This window comes from Cellvibrio sp. 25HG11W-0, assembly GCF_057815475.1.
Genome location: NZ_CM174230.1, coordinates 1,490,585 through 1,503,501 on the forward strand (window position 1 = coordinate 1,490,585; position 12,917 = coordinate 1,503,501).

Consider the following 12,917-nt stretch of genomic DNA (forward strand, 5'->3'; position numbering starts at 1 on the left):
CTATAGTGGTAATTGTTCAGGTCGCTTCAGCGCTATAAACCATTCGATATAATTAATTGCGTTAGCTCTTTACTATTGCCATTGAAATGATGGTCACCTTCAAGATAAAAGAGCTTTTTGTTTTGCTGTGTATTATTTTTACCTTGCGCAATGGCAGCACAAAGGCTTTGCTCCTTGGTCGAATAAAAACAATTGGTTTTCCAGGTTGACCAGTTGGCGAGTTCGGGCGTGGCTTGAAAGGGAGCGCTGGCTTGCGCATTTAACCAGCCGCTCAGGTGAAACTCAAAATCCACTGTAGTAGATGGATTAAGTAAATTGACACTCAGAATGTTTTCTTTTGTTTGTGCACTCAGCTTATTAACCATAAAAGGCATGACGTCGGCACCCATGGAGAAACCAATCAAGATGATCTTAGATTTATGCCAGCGCTCGCTGTAGGTGGAAAGTACCTGCTGTAAATCATGCCCAGCAATGTCAGGTGTTTTGCCCTCCCAAAAATACTCTAACGAATTCCAGCCGACACTAGCGATTCCCTTGGCGGCTAGTCCGTTGGCAATATCTTTGTCGATATTTGCCCAGCCACCATCGCCAGAAATAATAACGGCGAATATATCCGTATTAAAATATTGTCCTTGTGATTGCGCATCCACTTCCACTAAAGGTAGCGAGCTGACATCCCTTGCGGCTTTAGCCTCAATGGGCGCGTTAAATAATTGTTTTTCAACGTTGTCTCGCTCTTGCATCCAATTGGACGAGACAAAGGTGTTGCTAAGCCATAGACCTTGCGCATTGTTATTGTTTGAAGCTTGCCAAGGCGTAGCGACAGTCTCATTGAAATCTAGACTAAGCCAGTGGTTTTGAGGGTTCCAAATGGCTGCAGGGTTGGGGCGGCAAAGGTTGAGTGGAAGTGATAGAAGGCTGCTGCTGATTAATACATCTTGTCGATGGCTAAATGCGCCGCGAAATAGCCCCTTGGGTGTCTGGCTGAGCATGACAAAGAGATAATCTGCTGCGGCACCTAGGCCAGTAATAATCGCAGGTTCAAAATGGTAAAACGCATGATGCTGCTGTAAGTCTTGTGCGTAAACTGAAAGCGGGGTTGCCGCATCGAAACAGGAGGTTTTTGTCTGTGTAATATTTTTTAGGTAGTTATCTATGGATAGTATGGCGGCGAGTTTCCCTTGTTGGCTCAGGTGAGCTGCAAGTTCACGCGCATCTGTTAATGAGGCATTATCGGTGAGAATTAACTCAACCCCTGCCGTGCCACCACTATAAACTTCGGTAGTGCCAAAATCGCCCCAAGAAAATTGCTCGGGTGCATAGGGGCCTAAAGGTTGCGCGGCACTCAAGCACACACTGACACTGCATAAAAATAATCCAGCGAACAAGAGGGATTTCATTTGGTGAAGTTTCCTTTCATGCCGCCTGAGATAGCATTTGTGATGGTAAAAATAACACTGGGAATATGCTTACTAGAGGGCAACGCTAAATAAATTGGCTGCCATTGTGGGTGAAACTTTTCTTTGTATTTATGTAGGCCTTTAAAGTCGTAAAATTCATTTTCCAACTTATAAATGGATGAGCCTAAGCGCTGCCAAAGTGGTGCAAGCTTATCGTTATCCATGCCGGCAAGTGGAGCCATACCTAAGTTAAACCATTTGTAGTCTTTGGTTTTAGCCCAAAGCAAAATATTAATAAGCAAAAAATCCATTGTGCCTTTGGGGGCAATACTGCCATAGCGCATAAGGTCAATCGATATTTCATTGGGCGTGTTAGTGGCCAGTAAATTGGCGAATGCTATGATAGTGCCATCTTTGGTGATGGTGGCAATGTCAGACTTGAGTATATAGTCGTCGCTAAAGAACCCCAGCGAGAAACCTTTTTCGCGTGCTTTTTTATGTTCTAACCATTGGTCTGAAATTGCGCGTAACTGTGGCAGCTGCTCGTGAAACTTATCGCGCGCTAAAATGTGAAACTCATAACCTTCACGAGTTAGTTTGTTGATGCTAGTGCGAAAGGCTGTTTGCGCGTTACCCTTCAGTGAAAATTCTTGAATATCGATATGCGCCTCTTCACCTAGTTTAATGAGCTGCAAGCCGAGGTCGGCATAAAGCCCAAGGCCCTGCGCGCCTACGCGATAGAAAACGGGCTTGGCGCCATAAATGTCGGCAGCAGCGCGAAATTCGCGCACGAGGTTGTTAAAACTTGCGCTGTTGCCACAGGGGTCGTTTAACGCAATCCAGTATTTGTGGCTGGTGGTGTAGGCGATGAAGCAGTCTTTATTTTCGTTCCAAAAGAAATATTTATCGCCACTCAAGTAAATAAATTGATCAGGTTTTGAGTTCGCACGAACGAGTGTTTCGGCATTCAGTAATTCTTCTTGGGTAGGTAAGCTAGGGCTGTAGCGGCTGCGCGATAGCAGGTAGTAGGCCATGGCGCCACCGCATATCAAACTGACCAGAAGGCTTGAGCGCAAAAAGCGCGAGACATTCGCGTCACGCGTGAACTGCCACCAGAGTTCGTGGCTGTAATCTATCTCTGCATAAGTGATAAAACCAATATAGATACTCATGGCCGCAATTGAAATAATGAGTATGATCCAATCGCGGCTGAGGAATTTCTCTTCAAAATTAGATTTACGGTAAAAATAACGACGGCAGGGAATGAAAATAAATAAGAGACAGCTCAAAAACCCTGCCTCTTCGTAATCTAGGCCTTTAGCGAGCGAAAAAATGATACCACTTACGAGCAGTATCAGCGTCAGTGGATAAGCTACTTTTATGCGAAGGCTAACGGCGCGCGCCAAAATGAGTAGAAATATGCCTACTATGCTACCGAGCAAGTGAGACATTTCTACCAGCGGCAACCCAATAAGTTGCGTGAGCGAATTTAAGCGCGCAGGAATCGCGGGTGTACTACCTGAAAGCAGCAGTACAATGCCAGCAATAACTAAAAGGCTGGCAAGTATTCGAATCAAAGTTTGCTGGGAAAAATGTGCGAGCCGAGTTAATATTTTCCCGCTGTAATGTGCGCCTTTGCGACTGAGTGAAACGAGTCGCTCTTGGTGCTTCTGCCGTAATAATAGCCAAGGTAGTGCTATAGCAAGCGGTATAAAGAAGTAAATGATGCGGTAGGTAAGTAACGCCATTATGAGCAATTGATGGTCATACTGCGAGCCGGCTAAATATAAAAAGGTACCTTCAAATACACCTATGCCGCCGGGTACTTGGCTGAACAATCCAATAAGTTGCGCCATTATGTAGATGGTAAAAAACCATACAAAAGGCATGTCGGTAGCAGGGTAGAGTAAACAGTAAAGCACCAAGCTGGCGAGAATTAAATCGGCAGAACCCAATAGGCTTTGTATTAGCGTCATGATGGGGGATGGCAGGTGAAAATCAATTTTCCGCCAGCGAATTCGAGGGTGGAAGATAACAACCCCCCAATAGCCAATTAAAATAATAAAAGTGCCCGCCATTAACCAATACAAGTGTCCACCCAGTAGTGCGGGGTCTTGCAGTTGTGCAGGTGTTAACAAAAATGCAGAAAAGCAAAAAAGTGTGAGCGCACCTAAAAAATAGGTCATGCTGCCAAATAAAATGACTTGGCCTATGGCGGTGGCATTAAGCCCCCAAGCAGAATAGAAACTGAAACGAATCGAGCCGCCAGAGAGGTAAGCATGACCAGCATTATTGCTTACGGCAAAACTGAGGAAGCCAACTTTAAGCGCGCCTTGCCAGCCTATGGGATGCTTAAATTGACGCATGGCGAGGTAATCATAGAGTGCCAGTAATGTATAACCGAGAATGGTTAACAGTAGCGCGGCTCCGAGGCTGGACCACGAAAAATCAAGCAGAATCACGCTAGCGCTATTTACGTTGAGATCATAGGTGGTGATTTCACTGTGAACCATATAGAGCGCAAGTAAGCCTGCGACAATAGGTAAAGTATTTATTAAGCTGCGCAATCCAATCAAGTTGGTACCTATAAACAGAGTGAAATATCGATGAGTGGTTACTTTACAGTAGTGCGAAGAGCAAGGGGGAATATCATCAGATTAAAAGCATGTTAGCGTCAAAATTGTTGCCGCAGTCATTTTTGATAGGAGGCTGAGTTTGGGTGTTTAAGTGGGCAGTAGAGTTGTCGCCATAATGACAGCTACTAATGGGTTTGATTCTATAGTTTTAATGATTTTTCACTTTTTTTACGCGGCTAGGTCGCTTATCACGCAAACAAAATAATTTATGACGAAAACACTCATGATTCAGGGCACCACCTCCGATGCTGGGAAAACTACCTTGGTCGCCGCGCTCTGTCGTATGTTAAAAAACCGCGGCTTGTCCGTTGTACCCTTTAAGCCGCAAAACATGGCATTAAATTCGGCAGTCACTGTTGATGGTGGTGAGATCGGGCGCGCTCAGGCACTGCAGGCTCAGGCTGCGGGTTTGGCCCCACACACGGATATGAATCCCATTTTAATCAAGCCAACCAGCGATACCCGCGCGCAAATTATTGTGCAGGGGCGTGCTATTACCGATATGGATGCAGCGGTTTATCACGATTATAAAAATCAGGCGATGGAGTTTGTGTTGGATTCCTATAGCCGCTTGCAAGCGCAATATGATTTTATTGTGGTGGAGGGTGCAGGCAGCCCCGCAGAGATAAATCTGCGCGACAGTGACATCGCCAATATGGGTTTTGCTGAAGCAGTAGATTGCCCTGTGATTATCATTGCTGACATCGATCGCGGTGGTGTTTTTGCTCACTTAGTGGGTACCTTGGCGTTGTTGAGTGAGTCCGAGCAACAGCGCGTAATAGGTTTTGTAATCAATCGCTTTCGCGGCGATATGGGTTTATTGCAGTCAGGTTTAGATTGGCTTGAGCAAAGAACAGGAAAGCCTGTGCTGGGTGTGATTCCCTATATCAATGGTCTCTATCTAGATGCTGAAGATGCACTCACAACCTCGGTACCAAAGCTCGCAGCCAAGTTGCGGGTAGTCGCATTAGCATTACCGCGCATTTCTAATCACACCGATATGGATGTGCTGCGCTTGCACCCTCAGGTCGACTTTTTATGGCTTGGTCCAGGACAAGCGATTCCGCCCTGTGACCTCATTATTATTCCCGGCAGTAAGCATGTGCGTGCAGACTTAGACTTTTTGCGTGCGCAAGGTTGGGAGATCGGGCTGCAAAAACATCTGCGCTACGGCGGGAAAATATTGGGGATTTGCGGTGGTTTTCAAATGCTCGGCGAGCAGATTCATGACCCGCTTGGCGTAGAGCCTGCTGCAGGCAGCACTCAAGCTCTAGGTTATCTCGCCATGGAGACAACCTTTGCGCCAGATAAAATATTGCGTCAGCAGCAGGGCTTTTTATGGGATCGAAAAACCCCCATAAGTGGTTATGAGATTCACTGTGGTATTTCCGAAGGGCCGGCGCTCGCACAGCCTTTTTGTTATTTGGCGCGCACTGAAGGATTGGCGCCCGATGGGGCTATAAGTACAGATCAGCAAGTGGCTGGCACCTACCTTCACGGTATTTTTGATCAACCAGAGGCCCTCGCGCAATTGCTTTTGTGGTTGGGAGTCACTACAGAGGAAACAATTGATTTAGCGCAACTGCGTGAACAACAGTTAGAGCGTTTAGCGCAGGAGACAGAGGCCGCGCTAGATCAAGGGTGGCTAACGAGTTGGTTGCATGAAGGGTTCTAACGACCTGAGTGGCCTAAACGGTTGCTTAAATTACCTATAATTTGTTCAGTAATGCCGCGATTTTTGAAGGTGTATTAAAGTTTTGTTATAAAAAATGCAATTTCCATATTTTTTTCTATACTTAAACCTCTTTAAGGTGACACTTTATAGCTGTAAATAATTTAGAAAGGTGAGGATCATTAGTGTGCTGAGAAAATATTGGCTGACTGTCTACACACTCTATAGTCTTTTTAGCGCTGCGCTTGTTGTTGCAGAAAGCGCGGAGATGCGAGTTAAGCACAGTTCTGCGGCAACTGTGGTATTGGCTACCAATATAGCCTCAGCGTTTACCTCTGACAATCCTAGAGGTGATTACACACAAGACCTATCGCCTCATCTGAGTTGTATATTTAAAGATCTTCGGCGCGATTACAGTGTGCAAATAATGCCCTGGCGGCGAGCTTATCAAGATGTAAAAAATAATCGTATTGATGGTTTTTTTACTGCTATACCCATGCGGCAAGTTGATCCCTATGCGGTACTTTCAGCACCTTTGGTGCTGGAAAATTGGTATTGGTTTTGGCGCAGTAAAACGACGGCACCTGAAACATGGCGCGAAGGTTATAAGCTTGGCTCGATTCTGGGGAGTCAGCAAGAAACTTGGTTAAGTGAGGCTGGCTATAATATTGAAATGAGTGCAAATAATTTGCCGCAACTTATTAAGTTATTAAAGTCTAAACGCATCGATGTGATCCTTGCTGATCGCGAGCACTTTTATCAAGCATTACAAGAGGTGCAGTTTCCCCCTGAGGTATTCCAATCGCGTTTCTTTCGTTATGTTCCCTTAGGTGTGTACTTTAACGAGGCCTTTTTAAACAAAAATCCTGGCTTTTTGTCGCGTTTTAATAAAAAAATTGAACAGTGTACTAGCCAGCCTTTTAGTCTGTCTGCTTATGAGCAGCAAGTGTTAGAAGAGTTATTGATTCGTAAAATAGAACGCTGGAAACATCTGCCGGGATTAGAAGAAGCCTTGAAAAAACACAATCTTAAAGCGCGTCTATGGACTCAGCAGGAAATCGCCATAATGGATAAGAAGTGGATTAAAGCCTTTAAGGCGGATGACTTTTCTTATTCTTTGAAAATGGTAGATCAAGAGCTATCTGCGCAACTGCGTGAAATAAAAAAGGAAGGGCAGGGGCAAATCACCGAGATTATTGTCGCTGATGCGCGTGGTCTCAATGTCGCCATTAGCGATATCACTTCAGATTTTTGGCAGGGAGATGAAGCTAAGTTTACACGGGCCTTTGGTCAGCCTAGCAATCGGTTATTTTTCAGTGATATTCGCTACGATGAATCAACCAAGCATTTTCAGGTGGATATAAGTGTGCCTCTTGTGAACGAGGAACAACAGGCGCCTATAGGTGTACTGATTTTTGGTGTGGATATTGAAAAAGTATTGTCGCAAATTCAATGACAATCTAGTAATGATAGACAGTAAAACGCGCAACATTTTAGCGTAAATGGTGCGCGTTTTTTCTTTTAAGGATTACTGCATTTGTTTACTAAGCAACCCAACCCAAACCAGCAAAGTACTGTTTGAACGTACTTGCTTTCATGGCAAATACGCCATTAGTGTTTAGCGGCATCTGTGCGGTGTAGGCATTGCTGGTTGTCCATGTTCCGGGAAGAACATCAAGTGTTGCTTCATGTGTGCCCCAAGGATTGCGCAGTACGACATAGTAGTTGTTGTCGCGCCATACACAACCTAGTAAAGAATAAGCATGATTACCAACGACGCGAGCGGTGCTGTAGTTTAGACCAGTAGGTGCTGTGCCATAAGTCCATGCCACCATCGGATTAAATGTGCGTCCACCTAATGAATTGGCGCGTATCGCCTGAATTAATGCATCAGCAGTAGTGTTTTTATTGTTGCGATAGTTTTGGCTGCCGCGAACTAACTGCGCACAAGCTAATACCGCATTACCATAAGCGAGTGGATTGTAATCCGGAAAGTCAGTGGTGTTTCCGGTCTTCCATTTTGCGAAGGCCTTTTCTAAAACAGCGGGCCAAATTTCGCCAGCATCTAGTGAGCGGGCATAGAGCCATGCATTAGAGCCTTGGGCCACGGGCACGCGCTCACTGACTTCTATGTGCTCACCATTACCAATGCCATCTTTATAGAAGGTTACCCGATGAATCGGACCTTCATCGTCACCCCACGCAGAGGGCCGCACGACATTTGCAATGGCATAGGGGCGCGACCAAGCCACAGAACTCATGGCTGCAATAAAGTAGCAATTTGCAAGGCCACCTTGGATGGGGTCATTTATTTCACCTAAATCTTCAAAAAAATCACCCTTATCAACCCATACGGTATTAGCTGGGTTCCAAGGCTGATTGGTTGAGCCTAGTTGTGACTGAATTAAAAACTCACTGACTATTTTTGTGCGAGCGCTTATCGGTAAACTTATATTTTCTCGTCTAATACTTGAAATATTTATGTTGATGGGCGCAGTTGGCGCAGAGGGTGTTGCAATAGTATTCGCTTTCAAATAATTCTCTAGGCGAAGATTCGCTTCAGCAGGAGAAAGTAACTTGATTTTTCCTGCTGCATCTTCTATTAGACCTGGCCTTAGTAGCGGGCTGTCTTTAGCAAAAATTTTTTCCTCGGGAATTTGTAAAATTGCCGATAGTTCTGCGACGGGATTTGTTAGGCTGTTCCAGCGAATGGATCGGCCTGCTACCTGCTCTGCGATTGCATAGGGGTTTGTTACACCAATGTTAAGTTCCATGTCTTGCTCCTTAAGGGGAAATAATTGACAACGTTTTAGCGTTCTAACCTTTGCTGAAGCGAGTTATTTTAAGGTGAATATTGGGTAAATGTCTTCCGTGTAGCTGTTGTACCCAATAGTCAAAAAAATAGATCGCTTTGAGAAAATGAAACCAATAAAAGGCACAGCTTTCTCCATTGCGCTTGCTCGCGACGCTAGTGTTAAAACCTAATCAGTAACCTATTTTGAACATCTAGACGTTAATCTTTTTAGGTTTACACGCTTAGATTACACGCAGTATTAAGGGTAAGAGTGGCCAAATTCCGCAGTTAATGTGTGACTTTTTCACGGCGAGATTAATCTGTTAAGAAGCTTAGTCTTGGTCGTTTTTTTAGAAACTGCCAGCTATATTAACTTTCTTTATAAGAGTTGATAGGAGAGCATTATATATGGCTAAGTAATTCCTTCTCCCACGTATTGTGTGTGTTTTAGTCTTCGACGGAGGAGAGATTCGATGAATAAAAAATACGTTCTATGGTTCCTTATGGGTAAGGCGTTGTTATGACGTTAGACCAAAAGCTTGTTGATACTGCACTTCAGGGTTCACTCGCGCCTTTTTTGTACGGGTTATTTTTTTTATGGGTCGACTGGTGTTTTTACTGCTTTTAGATACCCGATCTTAAGTTGGCTTTAAGATCGGGTAATAAAGCTGCGGCTTTTGTTTAGTGCGAGGAACGTAAAACAGCAGGTGAGGTGAATTGATTGACTAATACGTTGCCTATGGGTAGGGATTTAAGGCAGCTCATGTTCGCCGCTATGTCTATATCAACTGCGCGGCGAGCTAGGTCGTTAAAACTTCGCACAATGGCGGGGTTGCGAGGGTCGGGTAACGACACACCTGTTAAAAATCCGGATAGTAGTGCGGGCATTCCTGGTGTGGAGTTGTAGTGTAAGTGCGCAAAAGACGTAGATGTTTCCATCTGATGGCAACCACTACAGGTATTTAGTGCTAATTGAAAAAGCGCGTCATCACGTACAGTTGCCGGCGGTGGTGTAACGGGCGCCGGTGTGGTGGGCACGGTTAAGAATGCGTTGGGTGCACTCCAAAGTACGGGGTCAGGTGCGCTGCCTGCAGCAAATGCACTGCCGTTAAACATTAAGGGGACTGTGTGCTGGGCTGCAGGCGGCCCTACCAATAGCGGCCAGTTGGCGTTGATATATTTTGCAAGTGTAATTGAGTTGTTTAGGCTGATATGTGGCTCCTGTTTAGTATCCGTTTGCATTAAAAAGCCGCCTGTTGCAGGTAGTACAAATTCACGCAGTTGCCATTGCGGCGAACCTGCTAAAAATTCATTAGTGCGCACTTGACTGATGGCGCTTTGATTGGGGCCTGAAGGATTGGCGCCAGCAGCCGTAAATACTTGCGTTAGGCTGGCAAGGTCATCGTTGTAGTTGCTAGAGCTGGCGAGATCTATCCATTTTTGTGCCCAGCTGCGAATGTTGGTGCAGCCGTTGATGGGCACTTTGTATTCAAGAATAATAGTTTTGCTCAGGTTATTGCAGTGGCCATCGTGGAGGGTAAATACAAAACGTCCCTCACCTGCATCACCACCGGCATAGGGGCCTGTGCCGCCTCGTAAATCTAATCGCGGCACTATGCCGAGCAAACGGAAAGGGCTCTCTTCCGGTTTAAGGATGGCGCCTGGGCCACCGCTGCGCAGTTCCCACTCCTCAATTATTTTTTGGTACACGTTGGGGCGTGCGTTAACGATAAAGCTGTTAATGGTTTGATTTACTGTCCAGTGTTTAAAAAGCTTTTTAATAAAGTCAGAGGTGCTAGCAGTGCCATTTGCCATATTTTCCATTTGCTGCCAAAACGTCCAGTCTCCAGTTGCGTTACCGCTCGGGGCACTATTGGGGCCAGCGCAGGCCCAGGTTCTAGTTGGGTCACTAACGACATTAGTACTGGTGATCATGAGTGAGTGTGGAATACTGACAGCGGCGGGCGCTAGGTCAATATCTTGGGGCAAACCAAGTGGAAGGTTAACGAGTGGTAAATTAATAGTTTGATTTAGTTTAATAAGCTTCGGGTCTGTCGGCAGTGAAAAGCTAAATTTAGTCTTTCCACTCAAGCTTGTGATACTTATACCGTCGAGCGATTTCCTAAGCGACTGTGTGCCTAAAATTTGGCGATCCCCAGACGCAAAAATAGGCATTTTTTCTAAATTTTTATTATTGGCTAATTGTGCATTTGCCTTCGCAAAAGATGAAAAGTCGAATGGGACCTTACTGCTAAAGATATTATCGCCCGCGCGTACATCGCCATTGCTTCCGTCATCAAATAGGCTTATTGCCTCTTTTCCAATTTGAATTTTTATTTCTTTTTGACGGGTTTCGCTAAAGGGAAAGCTGGCAGCGACTATAGCAGTTGCATCATCCGTTTTTGTTAGAGTGAGCGAACTGGGTTTAGCTGTATCAGTTTGCGCAAATGTTAGTGATGCGTAACCCGTTGTCGCTATAAGCGTTGTGAGCAAGGATGTATATAAGTATTTTCTAGCCTGCATGAGTAACCTCACATGGTTATAAAATCCCTCGTAAGTTCATCACTGGACAATATGCCCAATTTCCATGTGTCGGTAAGGAATAGTGGATCAGTATCCTGAGGTCAATCGGCTAATTTCAAATGTTCGCATCAATACACATAAAGCCTATCTAAGGCGACACTAAATTTAATTTCGTTACAGGTGTTACTAAACTTCCGGCTAGATTGGCGTCTATTCGTAACATGTTGGCGCGGTACGTGGATGTGGAATTGTTGGATGATGGCGAGGAGTAGAATCTATATGGTGTTTTCGTTATAACTTTTCAAATGATTTTTGTTTCGCTATAAACAATGCCAGCGGGTTTTGCTGACTGGCATTGTTTGTTAAGGTTTTTTGTTGAATTACATAAGGCCCGCATTCAGCCATAGATGGGTGTAAATGCTGCAAACATACCCTAGCGCTATTACCGGTGCCCATTTCAGGTGACCCATAAAGGTGTAGTAGCCGCGCGCTTGACCCATAAGCGCAACACCTGCCGCAGAGCCAATCGAGAGCATGCTGCCGCCGACGCCTGTTGTGAGGGTGATAAGTAGCCATTGCCCTTGGGAGAAATCGGGTGCCATGGTGAGCACTGCATACATGACAGGAATGTTATCTATCACAGCAGAAATCATACCTAAGCTTACGTTAGAAACCGTTTCGGTAAAGTTTCCGTACAGTGACTCAGAAAGCAAGGTGAGATAACCCATAAAACCTAAGCCACCTACACACATAATGACGCCGTAAAAAAACAATAGGGTATCCCACTCTAGGCGTGCGAGCGGCTGAAATACGTCGAAGGGTAGGGCTATATCGGCAATAGAACGGTCTTTACGGTATTGAACAAAATCTGAAGCCGTTTGCATATTAATAATGCCGCGACGACGCAATACAAACCCGTAAATTTTCAGATAGGCTAAGCCGATCATCATGCCCATTACGGGTGGCATGTGCAGCACAATATGGCCGAGTACTGCACTGGCGACGGTAAGTAGAAACAAAAACAAAATAGGGAATGCGCCCTCTTTATGACCCATGCCTTCTGCTAGCGAATCTGCTGCATTTTTCTCCGGCAGTTTATTTTTAATAAAAAAGCTCATGATAATGGCGGGGATTAAGAAGTTCACGAGCGACGGTAAAAATAGGTGAAAGAAGGTAAGAAAGTCTACCTTGCCTGCTTGCCATACCATAAGCGTGGTGATATCACCAAAGGGGCTGAAGGCACCGCCACTATTCGCTGCGACAACAATATTGACGCAACTGAGGTTAACGAAGGCGCGATCATTTTCTGCAATTTTTAATACGACAGCGCACATGAGTAATGCGGTAGTGAGATTGTCGGCAATCGGCGAGATAAAAAAGGCGAGTATGCCGGTAATCCAAAAAAGTTGGCGAAAGCTAAAGCCTTTACGAATCATCCAGGAGCGCAGCGCGTTGAACAAGCCGCGCTCATCCATGGCGTTGATGTACGTCATGGCAACGAGCAGGAAGAGCATTAATTCTGCAAACTCTAACAGCGTGTGGCGAAAGGCTTGCTCTGCTAAGTGAGAGTTTTCTTGTTGAGTGTAAACCCAGGCGATGAGTACCCAAATGATACCTGCTGCCGCCAAAACGGGTTTAGATTTGCGTAGGTGTAGTTTTTCTTCCAGCATTACGAAAGCGTAAGCAATAACAAACAGACCGACACAAACCCAGCCGATGGTAGTGCTGGTGAGGTTTAAGGCTTCACCGCTGCTGGCCTGTGCAAAATTGCTGAGACCCAACAGCAGTAGCGGCAAGATGATGCGTAAACGTGAAAGTAGCATGGTGTTCCTTTAAGAGCAGTGGCAACAAAGAGTGAAGAGAGTAAGGTTGTGCGCAGGAGGTTATAGTGG

At 45.3% G+C, this 12,917-nt stretch carries 7 protein-coding genes; 2 read left to right on the top strand and 5 right to left on the bottom strand.

Annotated elements, in window-relative coordinates; translation table 11 throughout:
* Positions 1-32 precede the first annotated feature (32 nt).
* Both AC0KUT_RS06190 and mprF read right to left on the bottom strand, forming a co-directional pair.
* A complete protein-coding gene (locus tag AC0KUT_RS06190; RefSeq protein WP_488834378.1) occupies positions 33-1,400 on the bottom strand; it encodes an AcvB/VirJ family lysyl-phosphatidylglycerol hydrolase in 1,368 nt (455 codons plus the stop codon).
* A complete protein-coding gene (gene mprF / locus AC0KUT_RS06195) occupies positions 1,397-3,976 on the bottom strand; it encodes a bifunctional lysylphosphatidylglycerol flippase/synthetase MprF (protein ID WP_488834379.1) in 2,580 nt (859 codons plus the stop codon). The genes AC0KUT_RS06190 and mprF overlap by 4 nt, the downstream gene beginning before the upstream one ends.
* 268 nt (positions 3,977-4,244) lie before the next feature.
* Here mprF and AC0KUT_RS06200 point away from each other — a divergent pair, with 268 nt between their 5' ends.
* Positions 4,245-5,711, top strand: a complete 1,467-nt coding sequence (locus AC0KUT_RS06200) for a cobyric acid synthase (RefSeq protein ID WP_488834382.1) — start codon at positions 4,245-4,247, stop codon at positions 5,709-5,711.
* A 184-nt stretch (positions 5,712-5,895) separates the two neighbouring features.
* Positions 5,896-7,164 (top strand): transporter substrate-binding domain-containing protein, encoded by a 1,269-nt coding sequence (locus AC0KUT_RS06205; protein WP_488834386.1) that lies wholly within the window; start codon positions 5,896-5,898, stop codon positions 7,162-7,164.
* An 88-nt stretch (positions 7,165-7,252) separates the two neighbouring features.
* Here AC0KUT_RS06205 and AC0KUT_RS06210 read toward each other — a convergent pair whose 3' ends face one another.
* The 3 genes from AC0KUT_RS06210 to nhaD form a co-directional block, all read right to left on the bottom strand.
* Entirely contained in the window at positions 7,253-8,482 is a 1,230-nt protein-coding gene (locus AC0KUT_RS06210; RefSeq protein ID WP_488834388.1) for a C2 family cysteine protease, read from the bottom strand.
* Positions 8,483-9,183: 701 nt separating this feature from the next.
* Positions 9,184-11,025: a choice-of-anchor X domain-containing protein gene (locus AC0KUT_RS06215; RefSeq protein WP_488834389.1), complete on the bottom strand. Its 1,842-nt coding sequence runs from the start codon at positions 11,023-11,025 to the stop codon at positions 9,184-9,186.
* 380 nt (positions 11,026-11,405) lie between these two features.
* Positions 11,406-12,848, bottom strand: a complete 1,443-nt coding sequence (nhaD, locus tag AC0KUT_RS06220) for a sodium:proton antiporter NhaD (protein ID WP_488834391.1) — start codon at positions 12,846-12,848, stop codon at positions 11,406-11,408.
* Between the last annotated feature and the right edge of the window lie 69 nt (positions 12,849-12,917).

Excerpts from the sequence above, each read along its gene's own strand:
- AC0KUT_RS06190 (WP_488834378.1), bottom strand. The coding sequence starts at position 1,400 with ATGAAATCCCTCTTGTTCGCTGGATTATTTTTATGCAGTGTCAGTGTG.
- AC0KUT_RS06200 (WP_488834382.1), top strand. The coding sequence starts at position 4,245 with ATGACGAAAACACTCATGATTCAGGGCACCACCTCCGATGCTGGGAAA.
- AC0KUT_RS06210 (WP_488834388.1), bottom strand. The coding sequence starts at position 8,482 with ATGGAACTTAACATTGGTGTAACAAACCCCTATGCAATCGCAGAGCAG.
- AC0KUT_RS06215 (WP_488834389.1), bottom strand. The coding sequence starts at position 11,025 with ATGCAGGCTAGAAAATACTTATATACATCCTTGCTCACAACGCTTATA.
- nhaD (WP_488834391.1), bottom strand. The coding sequence starts at position 12,848 with ATGCTACTTTCACGTTTACGCATCATCTTGCCGCTACTGCTGTTGGGT.